At 74.9% G+C, this 19,506-nt stretch carries 9 protein-coding genes; 8 read left to right on the top strand and 1 reads right to left on the bottom strand.

The features are described 5' to 3' along the window. Positions 1–23: 23 nt before the first annotated feature. A complete protein-coding gene (locus Cs7R123_RS25050; RefSeq protein ID WP_212830160.1) occupies positions 24–692 on the bottom strand; it encodes a DUF4097 family beta strand repeat-containing protein in 669 nt (222 codons plus the stop codon). A 489-nt stretch (positions 693–1,181) separates the two neighbouring features. On the opposite strand from Cs7R123_RS25050, the gene Cs7R123_RS25045 reads away from it, so the two are divergent. The 8 genes from Cs7R123_RS25045 (at position 1,182) to Cs7R123_RS25010 (ending at position 19,495) form a co-directional block, all read left to right on the top strand. Then, positions 1,182–2,657 carry a glycoside hydrolase family 3 protein gene (locus Cs7R123_RS25045; RefSeq protein WP_212830159.1) on the top strand — a complete coding sequence of 492 codons (1,476 nt, stop codon included), beginning with the start codon at positions 1,182–1,184 and terminating at the stop codon, positions 2,655–2,657. A gap of 203 nt (positions 2,658–2,860) precedes the next feature. Next, positions 2,861–5,926 (top strand): non-ribosomal peptide synthetase, encoded by a 3,066-nt coding sequence (locus Cs7R123_RS25040; RefSeq protein WP_212830158.1) that lies wholly within the window; start codon positions 2,861–2,863, stop codon positions 5,924–5,926. Next, positions 5,923–11,469 carry a non-ribosomal peptide synthetase/MFS transporter gene (locus Cs7R123_RS25035; protein ID WP_244872121.1) on the top strand — a complete coding sequence of 1,849 codons (5,547 nt, stop codon included), beginning with the start codon at positions 5,923–5,925 and terminating at the stop codon, positions 11,467–11,469. Before Cs7R123_RS25040 ends, Cs7R123_RS25035 begins: the two co-directional genes overlap by 4 nt. Continuing rightward, positions 11,466–12,998 carry a class I adenylate-forming enzyme family protein gene (locus Cs7R123_RS25030; RefSeq protein WP_244872120.1) on the top strand — a complete coding sequence of 511 codons (1,533 nt, stop codon included), beginning with the start codon at positions 11,466–11,468 and terminating at the stop codon, positions 12,996–12,998. The genes Cs7R123_RS25035 and Cs7R123_RS25030 overlap by 4 nt, the downstream gene beginning before the upstream one ends. Beyond that, positions 12,995–16,003, top strand: a complete 3,009-nt coding sequence (locus Cs7R123_RS25025; RefSeq protein ID WP_212830157.1) for a non-ribosomal peptide synthetase — start codon at positions 12,995–12,997, stop codon at positions 16,001–16,003. Before Cs7R123_RS25030 ends, Cs7R123_RS25025 begins: the two co-directional genes overlap by 4 nt. Next, a complete protein-coding gene (locus Cs7R123_RS25020; RefSeq protein ID WP_212830156.1) occupies positions 16,000–16,251 on the top strand; it encodes a phosphopantetheine-binding protein in 252 nt (83 codons plus the stop codon). Before Cs7R123_RS25025 ends, Cs7R123_RS25020 begins: the two co-directional genes overlap by 4 nt. Next, the gene (locus Cs7R123_RS25015; protein WP_212830155.1) at positions 16,251–17,651 is read left to right on the top strand and encodes a condensation domain-containing protein; all 1,401 of its coding nucleotides are present in this window, start codon (positions 16,251–16,253) and stop codon (positions 17,649–17,651) included. The genes Cs7R123_RS25020 and Cs7R123_RS25015 overlap by 1 nt, the downstream gene beginning before the upstream one ends. Next, on the top strand, positions 17,648–19,495 hold the full coding sequence (locus Cs7R123_RS25010; RefSeq protein ID WP_212830154.1) for a N,N-dimethylformamidase beta subunit family domain-containing protein: 1,848 nt from the start codon (positions 17,648–17,650) through the stop codon (positions 19,493–19,495). Before Cs7R123_RS25015 ends, Cs7R123_RS25010 begins: the two co-directional genes overlap by 4 nt. Positions 19,496–19,506 lie beyond the last annotated feature (11 nt).

Below are 19,506 nucleotides of genomic sequence, written 5' to 3'. Positions count from 1 at the left end.
TTCTCTCGTCGTGGGTGTCGGTGTCAGAGGCTGTGGGTGACGATGTCGCCGTACGCGGTGGTCGCGTGGATGGCGAGCTGGGCGGCGTCGCCGTCGGTGTTCATGAGGGCGTTGTGGATCCGGCCGTAGGGGGTGCCGGCGTTCAGGCGGGCCGAGACTCCGGCGGCGGCGCCGACGGACACGTTCCCGGCTTCGGTACGCAGCACGACGGTGCCGCGTACGGCCTCGGTGACGCGGATGTCGCCCTTGCCGGTGCTGATCTCGGCGGGGCCGTCGAGGCGGCCGACGGAGACGTCGCCGGCGAGGGCGGTGAGGCGGACGCTCGCGGCCTCGTCGAGCTGGATCGAGCCGTACGCGCCCGTGACGGCGACGTCGCCGAACCGTCCGGTGGCGTGGAACCCGGCAGCGGAGGCCGTCGCGTCGATCCGTGATCCGGCGGGCAGGTGGACGGTCACCTCGACGGCGCCGCTGGGGCCGAGGAGCTGGTTGCCCGCCGGGCTTTCGATCCGCAGGACGCCGTCGCGGTATGCCACGCGGGTCTGCTCGGCCAGCTTCACGTCGCGGCTCTTCGCGGCGTCGGCGGGCCGGATCTCGACGGTGGTGTCGGCACGGGCGGCGGCGATGAACCGCAGGCGGCCGGCGGGGATGTCGAGGACGGCGGAGATCGGGGCCGGGGTGTCGAACTTCTGCATGATGCTCTCCTGCGACTAGCTGTGCTCGTTGTTTCTGACATTGGAAACGCTACGTTGCATTTCCAAACATGGCAACATTGTTGTTGCGACGATGGAGAGTAATCGCAGGTAGAAACGGAGATTTCGTTGCAACGAACGCTCGATCAATGCAACGGGATTGAGCTGGGTGCGTTGCAATGATGTGAGGGTGAACGCTATGGGGGTGGTGTGGGTCGGTGGTCGGGTTGGGTGATCGCTGTCTTGGGTCAGAAGGTGCGTTCTGAGCTCGCGTTCTGACCGCAGACAGCGATCACCACCCGCCGCCCGGCGGGGGCGTCCTGTCCCGGCGGCAATGCGGTGGGGGGGAGGGTGGGCGGGGTCGGGGTGTTGGGGATTCGTGGGTGTGGCCGGTACGCTCCCGCGCATTCGTGCGCACAGTTGGCTCCCGCTCGCTCCTATCGCGCGGGATCGCGCACGCAGACTGCGCGCCGTGAGCGAAGGGGAAGCGACATGACGCAGCTCGACACCGATCTCGCCCTGCTGGCCGATACCGTGCTCCAACCCGGATTCGTCGGCACCGCGGCCCCGGACTGGGTGCGCCGCCGCCTCGGCCGCGGCCTGGGCGGGGTGGCGCTGTTCTCGCGCAACATCACCGACCGGGAGCAGGTCGCCGAGCTGACCGTGCAGCTGCGGGCCGAGAACCCCGACGTCGTGATCGCGGTCGACGAGGAGGCGGGCGACGTCACCCGGCTGGACGCCCGCACCGGCAGCGACCGGCCCGGCAACCTGGCCCTCGGGGTGGTCGACGACCCGGAGCTGACCGAGGCCGTGGCCCGCGACATCGGCGCCGACCTGGCCGCCGTCGGCATCACGCTGAACTACGCGCCGACCGTCGACGTGAACTCGCGGCCGGAGAACGTCGTCATCGGAGTGCGGTCCTTCGGCGCCGACCCGCAGCTGGTGGCCCGGCACAGCGCGGCCTGGGTGCGCGGGCTCCAGGCGGCCGGGGTGGCCGCGTGCGCCAAGCACTTCCCGGGGCACGGCGACACGGTCGAGGACTCGCATTTCGACGCGGCCCGGGTCGGCGCGTCACGGCAGGAGCTGGCCGAGGTGGCGCTGCCGCCGTTCACCGCCGCGATCGGGGCCGGGGTGCGGGCGGTGATGACCGGGCACCTGCTGGTGGCGGCGTACGACGCGGAGCTGCCCGCCACGCTCAGCCCGGTGCTGCTGGCGGGCCTGCTTCGCGAGCAGCTCGGCTTCGATGGGCTGATCGTCACCGACGGCATCGAGATGGCGGCCGTGGCCCGGCAGTGGGGTGTCGGCGGGGCCGCGGTGAAGGCGCTGGCCGCGGGAGCGGACGCGATCTGCGTCGGGGGCGAGTACAAGAACGAGGGCATCGTCGGGCTGCTGCGCAACTCGATCGTCACGGCGGTGCGCGAGGGCGCGCTGACCGAGGAGCGGCTGGCCGAGGCGGCGGCGCGGGTGCGGGCGCTGGCGGCGTGGCAGCGGCAGGCGGCGGCGCCGCTCGGGCGGGCGCCGGAGGCCGGGCTGGCGGCGGCGCGGCGGGCCGTGCGGGTGACCGGGACCGGGCTGCCCCTGACCGGCCCGGCGCACGTCGTCGAGCTGGCCACCCCGACCGGGATCGCGGTCGACCAGAGCATGCCGTGGGGCGTGGCCGAGCCGCTGACCGAGCTGGTGGCGGGCACGACGTCGCAACGGGTCGACGCCGACGCGCAGCCGCCGTGGCTGCCGGAGGCGCTGGCCGCCGCCGACGGCCGACCGCTGGTCGTGGTGGGCCGCGACGCGACCCGGCACCCCTGGGCGCGGCAGGCCAGGGCCGCCCTGGTCGCGGCGCGGCCCGACGCGGTGGTGGTGGAACTGGGCATGCCGGAGCCGGTCGCGACCGGGGCGGTGTACGTGGTCACCCACGGCGGCACCAGGGCTTGCGGGCGCGCTGCGGCCGAGGTCCTCATCGGACTGGCCTGACGCGGCCGTCCGCGCGGATTTTTCCTGAACTCGGCACACTCTTCCGGGTGCGGCTGCATGGCTGGCCGCACCCGCAAAAGGGTCGAGAGACATCTATTGACAGGCCAAAACGCTCGATGTCTCACAGTTAAGAGTCTTGTCAGATACAGGAATGCACTTTACGTTTGCCCCCGACCAAGTCGCATCGGAAGCGGGGGGAGCGCATGTCCGAACTCGAACTCGGTCCGCTCACGGCGGCGCAGCAGCGCCTGTGGTTCCTGGACCGGCTCGACCCGGGTGACGCCGCGTACCACATCTCGACCACCAGCCGCCTGCGCGGCCGGCTCGACCGGGACCTGCTGGTGCGCGCGTACGACGACGCCACCCGCCGCCACGAGTCCCTGCGCACCCGCTTCGGCGACCGCGACGGCGTGCCGTTCCAGCAGGTCCAGCCGCCCCGGCCCACCCCGGTCGAGTACGCCGACCTGTCGGCCGGACCCGACCCGCAGGCCGCCGCGCGCGCCCGGGTCGAGGAGCTGATCGCGCGGCCGTTCGACCTGGCCCAGGGCCACCTGATCCGGGTCGGGCTGCTGCGGCTGGCCGACGACGAGCACGTGCTGTGCACGGTCGTGCACCACATCGTCGGCGACGGCTGGTCGATGAACCTGCTCTACCGGCAGATCACCGAGTCGTACCGGGGAGTGGAGCCCGCCGCCCCGGCGGTGCGCTACCTCGACCACGCCGCCGCCCGCGCGGCAGGCGGCAGCGGGCTCGACTTCTGGGCCGGGGTGCTGGCCGACCCGCCGACCCTGGACCTGCCGCTGGACCGGCCCCGGCCGCCGGTGCGCACCTCGTCGGGCGGCGTGGTGCTGCGCGAGTTCCCCGGCGACACGCTGCGCGCGGTGCAGGCCGCCACCCGGCAGCTGCGGTGCACGCCGTACATGCTGCTGGTGACCCTGTTCGAGCTCGCGCTGTCGCAGCTGTCCGGGCAGGACGACCTGACCGTCGGCACGCCCGTCGCCGGGCGCGACGACACCGCGCTGGAGGCGGTGTTCGGCTACTTCAGCGGCATGCTGGTGCTGCGCGCCGACCTGTCCGGCGACGTCACGTTCCGCGACCTCGTGCTGCGGACCCGCAAGTCGTTCATGGAGGCGTTCGCGCACCAGGACATCCCGTTCGAGGACCTGACCGCGCTGCTGCACCTGCCGCGCGACCTGAGCCGCAACGCCCTGTTCCAGGCCACGTTCACCCTGCACACCACCATGAACGTGTCCGCGACCGCGACCGACGGGTTCGGCGGGCTGGCCGCCGAGGCGTTCGACTCCGGCACCCCGCACGTCAAGACCGACGTGGCCATGGACGTGCAGACCGGCGCGGACGCGATGGACGTGGTGCTGACGTACAACAGCGACCTGTTCGACCCGGCGACCGCGCACGCGCTGGCCGACCGGTTCACCGCGCTGCTGGAGGCGGTGCTCGCCGACCCCGACGCCCGGGTGCGCGAGCTGCCGCTGGTCGACGACGCCACCCGCGCCGAGCTGCTGCGCCTGGGCGCCGGCCCCGAGCTCGGGCCGGACGTGCCGCTGCTCGACCGGATCGCGGCGGCCGCCACGGCGACACCCGGCGCGGTCGCGCTGGACAGCGGCGGCGAGCTGGTGAGCTACCGGCAGCTGTGGGACCGCGCGGGCGAACTGGCCGACGCGCTGGCCGCGGCCGGGGTGGCGGCCGGGTCGCTGGTCGGGGTGAGCGTGCCGCGCGGGCCGGAGCTGGTCGCGTCACTGCTGGCGGTGTGGCGGGCCGGGTGCGGGTACGTGCCGATCGACCCGCAGCTGCCGGTCGCGCGCCGCGACGCGATGGCCGCGCAGGCCGCCGTCGCGGCGGTGCTCACCGCCGACGGGATCGCCCCGGGCGCGGCCGAGCACGCGTCGGCACCCGATGCCGCGTACGTGCTGTTCACCTCCGGTTCGACGGGCACGCCCAAGGCGGTGCTCGTGGGGCGGCAGGCGCTGGCCGACCGGACGGCGTGGATGGCGGCCGACTACGGCCTGACCGCCGCCGACCGGGTCGTGCAGTTCGCGGGCATCGGGTTCGACACCCACGCCGAGGAGATCTGGCCGACCCTGGCCACCGGCGGCACGCTGGTGCTGCTGCCCGACGGGCCGCAGTCGCTGCCGGAGCTGCTGGCCGCCGACCCGGCGCTGACGGTGCTGGACCTGCCGACCGCGTACTGGCAGGCGCTGCTGGACGTGGTGCCCGCCTGGCCCGCCGCGCTGCGGCTGGTCATCCTCGGCGGCGAGCAGGTCGACGCGGCCGCCGTCGCGGCGTGGCGCGACCGGCACGGCGACCGGATCCGGCTGGTCAACACGTACGGCCCGACCGAGGCGACGATCATCGCGACCGCCGCCGACCTGGGCGGGGACGACACCCTGCGCCGCCCGCCGATCGGCCGCCCGCTGGCCGGGGTGCGCGCCCACGTCCTCGACCCGCACGGCCGGCTCGTGCCGCCCGGCGCGGCGGGGGAGCTGTGCCTGGCCGGGGCGGGGCTGGCCGACGGCTACCTGGGCCGCCCCGACCTGACCGCCGAACGGTTCGTCCCCGACCCGTACGGGCCGGGTCTGATGTACCGCACCGGTGACCGGGTCCGGCGACGGCGCGACGGGATGCTGGAGTTCCTGGGCCGCATCGACCGGCAGCTCAAGGTGCGCGGCGTACGGATCGAGCCGGGCGAGGTCGAGGCGGTCCTCACCGGACACCCCGGCGTCGGCCAGGCCGCCGTCACCGCGGTCGGCGACACCCTCGTCGGGTACGTCACCGGCACCGCGAGCAGCGAGGACGTGCGCGGGTACGCGGCCGAGCGGCTGCCCGCGCTGATGGTGCCGAGCGTGGTCGTGGTCCTCGACGCGCTGCCGCTGACCCGCAACGGCAAGGTGGACCTGCGGGCCCTGCCGCCGGTGACCGTCGGCGACGACGTGCGGGCCGACTACGTCGCGCCGCGCACCGACGCCGAGGCGCTGGTCGCCGGGATCTTCACCGAGCTGCTGCCCGTCGACCGGGTCGGGGCGCACGACGACTTCTTCGCCCTGGGCGGGCACTCGCTGCTGGCCACCCGGGTCATCGCCCGGCTGCGCGCCACCGTCGAGCTCGACCTGCCCATCCGGGCGCTGTTCGACCGGCACACCGTGGCCGGGTTCGCCGACGCCGTCGAGCAGGCGCTGGTCGCCGAGATCGACCGGCTCACCGAGGAGGAGGCCGCGGCGCAGCTCGCCGCGGCGGGACAGGGAGCACCGTGACCGACGTCGCCGAGAATCCGCAGGCCGCCACGCTGTCGGCGACGAAGCGTTCGCTGCTGGCGGCCCGGCTGCGGCAGACCGCCGCCGCCCCGGCCGCCACGATCACGCCCCGGGCCGCGGACGCGGTGGTGCCGCTGTCGCACGCGCAGGAGCGGCTGTGGTTCATGGAGCAGTTCGCGCCCGGCACGGCGGCGTACACGATCCCGGTGGTGCTGCGCGTGCGCGGCGGCCTGGACCCGGCGGTGCTCGGCGCGGCGCTGGACGCGGTCGCGGCCCGGCACGAGAGCCTGCGGATGCGGTTCGGCGCCACCGCCGACGGCGAACCGGTGCTGCACCTGGACGACACCGTCCACATCGACCTGGCGGTGCTCGACGCGGACGGGGCCGACCGGGCCGCCCGTGAGGAGCACGTCCACGAGGCGGTCCGGGCCCGGCTGGCCGAGCCGTTCGACCTGGCCACCGGGCCGCTGGTCCGCGCCGCGCTGTACCGGCTCGGCGACGGCGAGCACGTGCTGATGCTCGCCGTGCACCACATCGTCTGCGACGGCTGGTCGGTCGACGTCCTCGTCGGCGAACTCGTCGCCCTGTACGACGCCCTGGTCGCGGGCACCGCCGACCCGCTGCCGCCGCTGAAGGCGCAGTACGGCGACTTCGCCTGCTGGCAGCGGTCGCGGGTGGCCGACGGGGCGCACGCCCGCGACGTGGCGTTCTGGCGCGAGCGGCTGACCGGGGTGCCGCCGCTGGACCTGCCGACGGACTTCCCGCGCCCGGTCGAGCAGACGTTCGCGGGGGCCGCGCACGGCATCACCCTCGACGGGGAGCTGGTCGGGGCGTTGCAGCGGCTGGCCCGCGAGCACGGGGCGACGCTGTACATGACGCTGCTGGCCGCGTACGCCGCCGTGCTGGCCCGCCACGCCCGGCAGGACGACTTCGCGGTCGGGTCGCCGCAGGCCGGGCGCACCCATCCGGAGCTGGAACCGCTGATCGGCATGTTCGTCAACATGCTGGCCACCCGCGTCGACGCCGCCGGAGACCCGACGTTCGCGCAGCTGCTGGCCCGGGTCCGCGAGGCGACCCTCGACGGGTACGCCCACCAGGACCTGTCGTTCGAGCAGGTGATCACCGAGCTGAACACGGTCCGCGACGTGGGCCGCTCGGCGGTGTTCCAGGTCGTGTTCGCGCTCCAGAACTACACCGCGCCCGGCCGGGCCTCGGCCAGCGGGCTGAGCGTGTCCCCGTTCGGGTCGCGGGCGGTGGCGACCCGGTTCGACCTGGAGCTGTCGCTGCTGGAGGGCGCCGACGGGCTGTGGGGGTCGTTCACGTACAACACGGACCTGTTCACCACCGACACCGTCGCGCGGATCGCGGGCGGGTTCGAGCAGCTGCTCGCGGCGGTCGTGGCCGACCCGCACCGGCCGCTCAGCCGCCTGCTGACCGTGTCCGGGGCCGACCGGGAGCAGGTGCTCACCGGCTGGAACAGCACGGACGCCCCGTTCCCGGACACCGCGACGCTGCACGGGCTGATCCAGCGGCAGGCCGCCGCGACCCCGGACGCGCCCGCGCTGACGTTCGAGGGTGACACCATCACCTACGCCGAGCTGCTGGGCCGGGCGCACCGGATCGCGCACCGGCTGCGCGGGCACGGCGCCGGACCCGGCCGGCTGGTCGCCGTCTGCGCCGAGCGCAGCCACGAACTGGTCGCCGCCCTGCTCGGCACCATGATCTCGGGTGCGGCGTACCTGCCGCTGGACCCGGAGTATCCGGCCGACCGGCTGGCGTTCATGCTCGACGACGCCGACGTGGCCGCGGTGCTGACCGCCGGGCCCGCCCGCGACGTGCTGCCGCCGACGCGGCGGCCCGTGCTGGCCCTGGACGACCCGGCGACCTGGGCCGACGCGCCGAGCACGGCACCCGAGCCGTTGGCCGGGCCCGACGACGTGGCGTACGCGATCTACACCTCCGGCTCCACCGGCCGCCCGAAGGGCGTGCTCAACGGGCACCGGGGCATCGTCAACCGGCTGCACTGGATGCAGCGCCGCTACGGCCTGACCGGCGCGGACACGGTGCTGCAGAAGACCCCGGCCGGGTTCGACGTGTCGGTGTGGGAGTTCTTCTGGCCGCTGCTGGCCGGGGCGCGGCTGGTGCTGGCCCGGCCCGGCGGGCACAAGGACGCGGCGTACCTGCGGGACCTGATCGCCGCCGAGGGCGTGACGACGCTGCACTTCGTGCCGTCGATGCTGGGCATGTTCCTGGCCGAGTCCGGCATCGGGGCGTGCGACAGCGTGCGGACGGTCGTGTGCAGCGGCGAGGAGCTGCCCGTCGACCTGGCCCTGCGCACCCTGGCCGCACTGCCCGGCGCCGAGCTGCACAACCTGTACGGGCCCACCGAGGCCGCGATCGACGTCACCGCGTACCACTGCACCGTCGACGGCCTGGCGGGTCAGGCCCGGGTGCCGATCGGCGGCCCGATCGACAACCTCCGGGTGTACGTCCTGGACGGGCACGGCGAGCCGCTGCCCGTCGGCGTGCCGGGTGAGCTGCATCTGGCCGGGGTCGGGCTGGCCCACGGCTACCTGAACCGGCCCGAGCTGACCGCCGAGAAGTTCGTCACGGGGCTGGCCGGGCAGCGGCTCTACCGCACCGGCGACCTGGCCCGGTGGCGCCCGGACGGCACGATCGACTTCCTCGGCCGCATCGACGGCCAGGTGAAGCTGCGCGGCCTGCGCATCGAGCTGGGCGAGATCGAGGCGGCGCTGCGCGACCAGCCGGGGGTACGCGAAGCCGCCGTCATCGTGCGCGAGGACTCCCCGGGCGACAAGCGGCTGGCGGCCTACCTGGTCGCCGACGCCGAACCCGACACCGCCGAGCTGCGCGCCGCCCTCAAACGGCGGTTGCCCGACTACATGGTCCCGACCGCGTACGTGCTGCTGGACAGGTTGCCGCTGACCCCCAGCGGCAAGCTCGACCGGCGCAGCCTGCCCGCCCCGCAGCGCGGCCGCGACGCCAACGCCGCGTTCGAGGCCCCGGCGACCCCGACCGAGGTCACCGTCGCCGGGATCTGGGCCGAGGTGCTGGAGCTGGAGCAGATCGGCCGCGACGACGACTTCTTCGACCTCGGCGGGCACTCGCTGCTGGCGACCCAGGTCGTGGCGAAGCTGCGCCGGGCCGTGGGCGCGGGCGTGTCCGTGATGGACCTGTTCAAGAACCGGACCGTACGCGAGCTCGCCGCCCTGGTGGACGTGCCCGCCGACCAGCGCGGCCCCCGCGCCCTGGTGCACGAGCTGACCCGGCCCGTGCCGACCGCGCGGCTGGTGCGCAGCCTCGTCTGCGTCCCGTACGGCGGCGGCAGCGCCGTGGTCTACCAGCCGCTCGCGGACGCGCTGCCCGCCGGGCACCGGCTGTTCTCGGTCGCCATCCCCGGCCACGACATCGGCCTCGACGAGGCCGCGCTGCCCTTCGACGAGCTCGCCGAACGCTGCACCGCCGAGATCATGGAAAAGGTCGCCGGCCCGATCGCCCTGTACGGCCACTGCGGTGTCGGCTCCGCGCTGACCGTCGAGATCGCCCGGCGGCTGGAGCAGCGCGGCCGCGACCTCGACGCCGTCTACATCGGCGCGATCTTCCCTTTCGCACGGCCGCAGAGCAGGGTGTGGATGGCGCTGTCGCGCATCACCCGGATGGAGTCGCTGCGCTCGGACAAGGCGTACGCCAACTGGCTGACCTCGATGGGCGTCGACATGAGCGACATCGAGCCCGGCCAGGCCCGCCAGATCATCCGCAACATGCGCCGCGACTCCGACAGCGCCGAGGCGTACTTCACCGAGCTGATGCACACCGGCGGCGAGCGGCTGCGCGCCCCGATCATCAGCGTCGCCGGGGAACGCGACCCGGCCACCGAGTTCTACCCCGAGCGCTTCACCGAGTGGCACTTCCTCACCGACAGCGCCGCGGTCGTGGTGCTCGACGAGGCCGGGCACTTCTTCCTCAAGTGGCGGGCCGAGGAACTGGCCGAGATCGTCACCGCGATCGACCCGGCGGTGAAGGCCGAGCAGGCTGAGCCGTACACCCGGCAGAGCCGCGGCGAGCGGGCCAGCTGGTGGCTGCACGGCACGTCGCGGGCCGGCGGCCGGATCGCGACCACCGGGCCGCAGCCGAGCATGAGCCGGTTCCTGGTCGTCGCGTTCGCGCAGCTCATCTCGATCCTCGGGTCGACGCTGACCGACGTCGCGCTGCCGCTGTGGGTGCTCAAGGAGACCGGGTCGCTGCTGGACTTCTCGCTGCTGGCCGTCGCCGGGCTGATCCCGGGCCTGCTGGTGCTGCCGCTGGCGGGGGCGATCGTCGACCGGTACGACCGGCGGCGGGTGATGCTGTGCGGCGACGTCGGCGCGGGCGGCACCCAGCTGATCCTGGGCGTGCTGCTGTGGACCGGGTCGCTGCACGTGTGGCACATCTACCCGCTGATCGCGCTGCTGTCGGTGTCGCTGACGTTCCAGCGCCTGGCGTACGGGTCGGCGATCCCGCAGCTGGTGCCCAAGCAGTACCTCGGCCACGCCAACGGCGTCGTGCAGATGATCGGCGGCGTCGCCACCATCATGATGCCGATGCTGTCGGTGGCGCTGCTGGCCGTGGTCGACCTCGGCGGCATCCTGGTCATCGACGTGCTCAGCTACGCCGCCGCGATCGCGATCGTGCTGCTGGTGCGGTTCCCGCGCACCCTGGCCTGGAAGCGGCGGGAGAGCCTGTCCGCCGAGATCCGCGAAGGGTTCCGGTTCTCCTGGGGCAACCGTGGGTTCCGGTCCATGCTGACGTTCTTCATGGCGCTCAACGTGTTCCTGTCGCCGCTGTTCATGATGATGACGCCGCTGGTGCTCGCGTTCGCGGGGATGGACCAGGTGGCGCAGGTGTCGGTCGCGGGCGGCGTCGGGGCGTTCCTGGGAGGCCTGACGATGAGCTTCTGGGGCGGGCCGCGGCACCGCAGGCTGTTCACCGTACTGTGCTGCACCCTGGTGCTGGCCGTGTTCTGCGCGGTCATCGGGTTGCGGCCGACGCTGTGGGTGATCGCGATCGGCTCGTTCGGGATCTCGATGTGGCTGGTGCTGCTCAACGGCGTCTACACCACGATCGTGCAGGTCAAGGTGCCGCAGCGGTTCCACGGCCGGGTGTTCGCCATCAACACCGTCATCGCCTGGTCGACGCTGCCGCTGGGCTGGACGCTGGTCGGGCCGGTCGGGTCGAAGCTGCTGGCGCCGCTGCTGGCCGACGGCGGCCCGCTGGCGGGCACGCTCGGCCGGGTCATCGGCACCGGCCCGGGGCGCGGCATCGGGCTGCTGTACCTGATCCTCGCGGTCTGCATCGCGGCCGTGGTGCTGGTGTCGATGCGGATCCCGGCCATCAGGCGGTTCGACGACGAGGTGCCCGACGCCCGCGCCGACGACCAGTACGGCCTGGAGGAGATCCGCCGCCGCGAGGCCGGAGCCGAGCTTGCTGCCGGACCCGCAGCCGCGGAGATCGCCGTTCGCGAAGCCGACCGGGTCGCCGCGTGAGCGCCGTCGCCGCGGCCAGGGCCGCCGCGCGTGCCGCCGGACGGGCACCGCTGACCGTGCCGCAGCTGCTCGCGGCACGGGCCCGCACCCAGCCCGAGCACGTCGCGATCACCCAGGGGTCGGCGACGCTCGACCTCGCCACCTGGCAGCGGCAGACCCAGGCGATCGCGGCCGGGCTGCGCGCGAGCGGCGTCGGGCCGGGGGACCGGGTCGCGCTGCTCTACGGCGCCCGTGACTGGATCGCCTACGCCACCGCGTACACCGGCGTGCTCGCGGCCGGGGCGGTCGCGGTGCCGCTGTCCACCCGCAACGCCGCCGCCGAACTGGACTACATGCTGCGCCACAGCGGCGCGGTCGCGGTGCTGCACGGCCCCGGTGCGGCCCTGCCCGACACCCCCGTTCCGCTGGTATGGGACCCCGCCGCGCTCGCCGCCCTGCCCGACGCCGATCCGCTGCCCGGCCCCGACCCGGCCGCCCCCGCGCAGATCCTCTACACCTCCGGCACCACCGGCCGTCCCAAGGGCGTCACCGCCGTGCACGCCAACCTCACCCACGGCTGCCGCGTCGACCCGCCGCTGCGGCGCCTGGCCCACTCCCAGCAGTTCCTGCACGCGTTCCCGATCGGCACCAACGCCGGGCAGACCATGCTGCTCAACGCCCTGGACGCCCACGCCGGGATGCTGGCCGCCGCCCGGTTCGCCGCCCCGCACTTCGCCCGGCTCATCGCCGAACGCCGCGTCGGCAGCGTGTTCGTGGTGCCCGCGATGGCCATCGAACTGCTGCACTCCGGCGCCCTGGCCGAGCACGACCTGTCCAGCGTGGTGCTGCTCGGCTCCACCGCCGCCGCGCTGCCGCCGTCGATCGCGGCCGGGCTGGCCGCCGCGCTGCCCAAGGCGACGATCGTCAACTACTACACCTCCACCGAGGCCGCGCCGACGCAGACCAGCATGGTGTTCCACCCCGACCGGCCCGCCGCCCTCGGCAAGGCCACCGGCGGCGGCGAGCTGCGCATCCTCGCCCCCGACGGCACCGCGTGCCCGCCCGGCACCGTCGGGGAGGTGTGGCTGCGCGCCGCCGGGACCACCCGGTCCTACCACGACGATCCCGACGCGACCCGGCACGTGTTCCGCGACGGCTGGACCCGCATGGGCGACACCGGCCACCTCGACCCCGACGGCTACCTGTACCTGGCCGACCGGGAGAGCGACGTCATCAAGAGCGGCGCCGACAAGGTGTCCACCGTCGCCGTCGAGGCCGCCCTGCACGAGCACCCGGAGATCGTCGACGCGGCCGTGGTCGGGCTGCCCGACCCGGTGCTCGGGAAGGTGCCCGCCGCGGTGCTGGTCGCGACCCGGCTGCTGACCCTGGCCGAGGTACGCGCGTTCCTGGCCACCCGGCTGGCCGCCCACGAGCAGCCCAGCCGCCTCGCCCACGTCACCGAACTGCCCCGCAACGCCGGGGGCAAGGTCGTCAAGCACCAGCTCCGGGCCCTGTTCACCGAGCGGCCCGACCAGGAGGGAACATCATGACCCAGGCACTGGACGGCATCCCCGTCACCCTCGCCCAGCAGGGCGTCTGGTTCACCGAACGGGTCGGCGGCGCCGACACGGCATACCGGCTGGCGGTCGCGGTGACGCTGCCCGGCCCGGCCGACCCGGACCGGCTCGACCAGGCCTGGGCGCAGCTGGTGGACCGGCATCCGGCGCTGGCCGTCGCGGTGGCCGACCACGGCGGCGAACCGCTGCTGCGGCCCGTGGCGCCCGCCCCGGTCGAGTACCACACCGGCGGCCAGGTCCTGGTCGACTCGGTGGTCACCGCCGGGTTGCAGCGCCCGTTCGACCTGGCGCAGGGGCCGCTGGCCCGGTGCAGTGCCGTGCACACCGAGCTCGGCACGACCGTGGTCGTCGTCGCGCACCACCTCGTGTTCGACGGGGCGTCCAAGGACGTGCTCGTCGCGGACCTGCTCGCCGCGTACGACGGGCGGCCGCTGCCGTCGGGGTCGCTGGACGGGCTCGGTGAGGCCGCCCGCGCGCAGGCCCAGCGGATCGCCGCCGCCACCCCGGCCGCCCGGGAGTTCTGGGCGGCCCGCCCGGCCCCGGCCGACGAGGTGGTCCTGCCCTACGCGACCGGCCCGGTGACCGGTGCCGAGGCCGCGTTCAAGGTGCCGTTCGCGCTGGGCGCGGACCTGGACGCGGTGCTGTCGGACGGCGCGGCCGCGCTCGGGCTGACCCGGTTCGAGCTGCTGCTGGCGGCGGTGCACGCGGTGCTGGCCCGCTACGGCAACCCCGTCACCTCGGTCGCGGTCGACCTGAGCACCCGCACCCCGGACCTGGCCGGCGAGATCGGCATGTGGGTCAACGAGCTGCCCGTCACCGTCACCGCCGACCTCGGCATGCCGTGGGCCGAGTTCGCCCGCGCGGTGCGCGCCGAGGCCCGCGCCGTCTACGGCCACCGCGAGGTGCCTCTCGGCCGGGCCCTGCCGGGCCTGCCGCCCCGGCTCACCCTCGCGCCGGTGTCGATCAGCTACCGCCGCCGCGCCGACCAGGCCGCCGACGTGCTCTGGAACCTCACCCCGCCGGTGGTGCGCAGCGCGCTGCACGTGCAGGTCGTCGACACCGGGGCCCTGGTCGACGGATCGGTGCTCGCGCCCGCGCGCGACGCGGCCGCCGCCAGAAGGTTCGTCCCGCACCTGGTCAACCTGCTGCGGTCGGCGCTGGCAGACTCGCAGCGCCCGGTCGGCGAGCTGGACCTGCTCACCGCCGAGGAGCGGTCGGCGGTCGTGGTCGGTGCCGTCGACCGGCCGCGCCGGGCCGCGACCGTGCTGGACCTGGTACGCGAGCAGGCCCAGCGCACCCCCGACGCGCCCGCCGTGTCCGGCACCGACGGCGAGCTGACCTACCGGGAGCTGGTCGAGGCCGCGCACCGGGTCGGCAACGGGCTGCACGCCCGTGGCGTCGCCGCCGGCGACCTGGTCGGGCTGTGCGCGAAACGCAACACCGAGCTGGTCGCCGGGGTGCTGGGCATCCTCGCGGCCGGGGCGGCGTACCTGCCGCTGGACCCGTCGTATCCGCAGGCGCGGCTGGAGTTCATCGCCGCCGACGCCGGGGCGAAGGTGATCCTCGGCCACACCGGCGGCCCGCTGGACGTGCTGCCGCTGGACGGGCTGGCCGCGTTCGCCGCCGAGCCGGTGACCGCGCCGCCGGTGGAGTCCGATCCGGACGGGCTGGCGTACGCGATCTACACGTCGGGTTCGACCGGCCGCCCGAAGGGGGTCGAGATCGGGCACGCGGCGCTGGCCAACCTGATCGCGGCCATGGGCGAGCTGCTGGGCACCGACCCGGCGCACCGCTGGCTCAACCTGACGTCGCTGTCGTTCGACATCAGCGGCCTGGAGCTGTTCCTGCCCCTGACGACCGGCGCGCGGGTGATCGTCGCGCCGGACGCGGCCACCCGCGAGGGCGCCGCGCTGGACCGGCTCATCCGCGACGGCGGCGCCACCCACGTGCAGGCCACGCCGTCGACGTGGCGGATGCTGCTGGACGCCGACTTCGCCGGGGCGCCGCTCACCGCACTGTGCGGCGGCGAGCCGCTGCCGCCGCGCCTGGCCCAGCGCCTGCGCGAGCGCACCGGCCGGCTGGTCAACGTGTACGGCCCGACCGAGACCACGATCTGGTCCACCGCCGCCGAGATCCCGGCCGACCCGCAGCGGGTCACCATCGGCGGCCCGCTGGCCAACACGACCCTGCACGTGCTCGGCGAGGACCTGCGGCCGCTGCCGCCCGGCGTGCCCGGGGAGCTGTGCATCGGCGGCGCCGGGCTGGCCCGCGGCTACCGGGGGCGGGCGGAGCTGACCGGGCAGAAGTTCGTCCGTGTCGGCGGGCAGCGCCTCTACCGCACCGGGGACCTGGTGCGGCTGGGCACCGACGGGCAGGTCGAGTTCCTGGGCCGGGTCGACGACCAGATCAAGTTGCGCGGGCACCGTATCGAGCTGGGCGAGATCGAGCAGACGCTGCTCGGTGCGCCCGGGGTCGGCCAGGCGGCCGTGGCGGTGCGCGGCTGCACGCTGGTGGCGTACCTGGTCGGTGCCGGTGACGTGCCGGAGATCCGGCGGCACCTGTCGGGGACCCTGCCCCGGTACATGATGCCCGGCCAGTACCTGTGGCTGGACCGACTGCCGCTGACCCCGAACGGCAAGCTCGACCGCAAGGCGCTGCCCGAGCCGCCCGCCCTGGCCGACGAGCCCGACGACCTCGACGGCGCCTGCGCGGCCGCCCCCGAGACCGCCCCGGCGGCGGGCGCGGGCGACCTGGTCGCCGAGGTCACCGCGATCTGGTGCGAGGTGCTGCGCATCGAGGACATCGCCCCGGACGACACCCTGTTCGACCTGGGCGGGCACTCGCTGACGATCACCCAGATCACCGCCCGGGTCCGCGACGCGTACGGCGTCGAGGTGCCCTTCGACGTCTTCTTCGACACCCCGACCGTCGAGGGCGTCGTCGACTCGATCGAGGAACTGCTGAGGGAGCAGGCATGAGCGCGACCACCCTGGAGACCGAGCTCGCCGAACTGGTCGCCCAGGCCGGCGAGGGCGCCGTCACCGCCGCGCAGGCGCTGGCCGAACCCACCTCGCTGGGGCTGCTGGGCCTGACCTCGCTGGGGTTCCTGCGGCTGATCCACGCCGTCGAGCGCCGCTACGGGGTGGCGCTCGACCTCGACGACGACGTGTCGTACCTGGACACCGTCGGCAGCCTCGCCGCGCACCTGCGCGAGCGGGGCGTCTGATGACGGCGGTGGCGGTGCGCGGCGCACCGGTCGCGGCCGGTCCGCTGACCTGGGGGCAGTACGCCATCTGGGCCGCGATCGGGCGCACCGCCCCCCACGACCACTACTTCAACCTGACCCGGGTGCTCACCCCGCCCGACCGGTGCCGCCCCCTGGGCGTCGACGACGCGCTGGCCCGGATCGGCGCGGCGCTGAGCCGTCATCCGACGCTGCGCACCAGGATCGTGCCCCAGGACCCGGCCGCCCAGGTGCACCCCGGCGGGCCGGTCCGGCAGGAGATCATCGCTGAGCTGGCGGTCGACGTGCGTACCGTCGAGGCGGCCGACGACGACGCGGCCGCGCAGACGGCCGCCGACCTCGCGGAGCAGCTCGCCGCGACCGCCTTCGGCTACGGCACCGAAGCGCCGGTCCGGCTCGGGCTGGTGCTGGTCGGCGGGGCCGTGGCCCGCGTCGCGCTGGCCCTGTGCCACCTGGCGACCGACGGGCACGGCGCCGACATCCTGGTCCGCGACCTGCGGCTGGGGCTGCTCGGGCGCACCGGCCCGGCTCCCGGCGACCCGGCCGTCGTCGTCGCCGAGGAGGCCTCGGCGGCGGGGCGGGACCGCAGCGACGGCGTCGTGGCCGCCTGGCACGACGCCTACCTGGCCCTGCCGCCGAGCATGTTCCCGACCGTACGGGCGCAGCCGCAGCCGGTGCGCTGGTGGGTCGGGCGGCTCACCTCACCGGCACTCGGGCTGGCCGCCGCCGCGCTGGCCGCCCGGCACCGCACCAGCGTGTCCTCGGTGCTGCTGGCCGCGACGGCGGCCCTGGTCGGCGCCGACGGCGCCGGGGACCGGGCGGCGGTGCTGACCATCGTCGGCAACCGGTTCGACCCGGCCCGCCGCGACCTGGTCGCGACCCTGTCCCAGGAGGGCCTGTTCACCCTGGACACGACCGCCGACGACTTCGCCGACCTGCTGCGGCCCGCGTGGCGGGAGAGCCTGCGCGCCTACCGGTCCGGCTACTACGACCAGGCCGCGCTGGACGCGGCGCTGGCCCGGGTCGGGCAGCGGCGCGGCGAGACGATCCATCCGATGTGCTGCTTCAACGACATGCGGCTGGTCGACCTGCCGCCCGGCCCGGCACCGACCGCCGAGCAGGTGCACGCGGCCCGGTCCGCGACCGTGTTCGCGTGGGCACCGCCGCAGCCGCAGGTCGGCTGCCGCTTCTGCGCGCACGTGACCGCCGCCGGGCCCGCGCTGACGTACCAGGTCACCGGCGACACCCGCTACCTGCCGCCGAAGCGGATCGAGGCGTTCGCGCTGGCGCTGGAGGACCTGGTGGTGTCGGCCGTGGACGGACCGGCGCCGCTGTCGGCGCTGCCCGCCCGCCTGGACGCCGTCGCGGCCGGTGCCGCGTGAGGCTCACCGCGTACGCCGGGGCGTGCGCCGTCGACCCGGGCGAGACGCTGGCGTTCACGGTCGCGGCCGACGGGGGTGGCCGCCCGCTCGGACACGTCACCGTCGTGGACGTGCCGACCGGGCGGGTGATGCTCGTCGGCACCGTCGATGGCCCGCGCTGGACCCTGGACGTGCCCGGGGACTGGCCGAGTTCGCTGTACCGGGCGGCGTTCCGCGGCGACGCGGCGTCGGCCGATGCCGACAGCCCCGACGCCGACGTCCACTTCGTCGTACGCGGCCGGGGCGAAGCCGAGATCCTGGTGTCGGTGCCGTTCACGACCTGGCAGGCGTACAACCGGTCGGGCGAGCCGGGCCAGGGCCTCTACTACGCCGAGGAGCCGACCCGGGCCGCGCGGGTGAGCTTCGACCGCCCCGGCGGCGGCCCGCCGCCGCAGGAGTGGGAGCACGGGCTGCTGCGCTGGCTGCCCGGCAGCGGCCTGCGCGCCGAGTACTGCGCGAACCTGGACCTGCACGACCGGCCCGGACTGCCGGCCCGGCACCGGGTGCTGGTCGTCAACGGCCACGACGAGTACTGGACGTGGGAGATGCGCGACCACGTCGAGGCGTACGTGCGCGGCGGCGGCAACCTCGCCGTGTTCGGCGCCAACACCTGCTGGTGGCAGATCCGCCTTGAGGACGGCGGCCGCACCATGGTCTGCCACCGCGACGCCGTCGCCGACCCGGTGGCGCGCACCGACCCGTCGCGGACCACCGTCGAGTGGTCCAGCGCCCCCGTCGACCGGCCGGAGAACGCGCTGACCGGCGTCAGCTACCGGCGCGGGGCGGGCACCTGGGGCGAGCACATGGTGAAGATGCGCGAGGAGTCCTATCAGGTCCGGTTCGCCGACCACTGGGTGTTCGCGGGCACCGGGCTGCGCGACGGCGACGGCTTCGGCCGGGGCGCCCTCGGGTACGAGACCGACGCCGCCGACTTCACCGAGGTCGACGGGGTGCCCCGGGTGACGGGCCGGGACGGGACGCCGCCCGGGTTCGTCATCCTGGCCACCGCCGACCTGCGGCACTGGCGCCACTACGGCCAGGGCGGGCACGCGACCATGGGCGTGCACCGGCTCGGGCAGGGCACCGTGTTCACCGCCGCGACCGTGAACTGGGGCGCGGCCCTGGGCGACCCGGTCGTGGACCGGATCACCCGCAACGTCCTGGACCGGTTCGCACAGGCCCGTGCGCCGCAGTTCGAGCTGATCGGACCGGTGGTGCCCGGCGCGGTGCTGGCCGCATGCGAGGGGCAGCTGTTCGCGGCCGCGGACGGCGTGCTGCGGGTACGGGAGCTGTGCGGGCAGAACCTGTCGTGGCGGGCGGTGGACGGTGCGCCGGAGCTGGCCGCGCTGGGGGCGCCGCGGGAGGCGTACCGGGGCATGCCGTTGGGGTTGCTCGGGGTGACCACCGACGACCGGATCGTGTACCGCGACCCGGTGCCCGAGGTCGCGCCGTGGCGCGACCTCGGCGGCGCCGTCGCCGGGACGACCGCACTGGCCTGCGTGAACGCGACCTACTTCGCGCTCGCGCAGGGCGGGCTGTGGTCGCGGACGGCGGCGTCCCTGGCCGACGGCACCGGGACCTGGCAGCGGATCGACGACGCGGCCGGGGTCGTCGCGCTGACGGGGCTGAGCAGCCTGCTGTTCGCCGCGACCGAAGAACGCCTGCTGGCGAGGCTGCCGGTCGACGGCTCGGCACCGTGGACCGACCTCGGCCCGGCCGACGACGTGTCCGCACTGACCGGCGCCGCCGGAATGCTGGTGGCGGGCGGCCGGTCGCTGCGTTGGCGGCAGGCGACCGGCGCGTAGCCGGTCACACA

The organism is Catellatospora sp. TT07R-123, from assembly GCF_018327705.1.
Taxonomy (GTDB): domain Bacteria; phylum Actinomycetota; class Actinomycetes; order Mycobacteriales; family Micromonosporaceae; genus Catellatospora.
The sequence above is the reverse complement of the archived record's forward strand: the minus strand, read 5'-3'. Positions and strand labels throughout refer to the sequence as shown.

Bases quoted from the DNA above. Each gene is read 5' to 3' on its own strand.
- Cs7R123_RS25040 (WP_212830158.1), top strand. From the start codon at position 2,861: ATGTCCGAACTCGAACTCGGTCCGCTCACGGCGGCGCAGCAGCGCCTG.
- Cs7R123_RS25015 (WP_212830155.1), top strand. From the start codon at position 16,251: ATGACGGCGGTGGCGGTGCGCGGCGCACCGGTCGCGGCCGGTCCGCTG.
- Cs7R123_RS25045 (WP_212830159.1), top strand. From the start codon at position 1,182: ATGACGCAGCTCGACACCGATCTCGCCCTGCTGGCCGATACCGTGCTC.
- Cs7R123_RS25050 (WP_212830160.1), bottom strand. From the start codon at position 692: ATGCAGAAGTTCGACACCCCGGCCCCGATCTCCGCCGTCCTCGACATC.
- Cs7R123_RS25025 (WP_212830157.1), top strand. From the start codon at position 12,995: ATGACCCAGGCACTGGACGGCATCCCCGTCACCCTCGCCCAGCAGGGC.
- Cs7R123_RS25020 (WP_212830156.1), top strand. From the start codon at position 16,000: ATGAGCGCGACCACCCTGGAGACCGAGCTCGCCGAACTGGTCGCCCAG.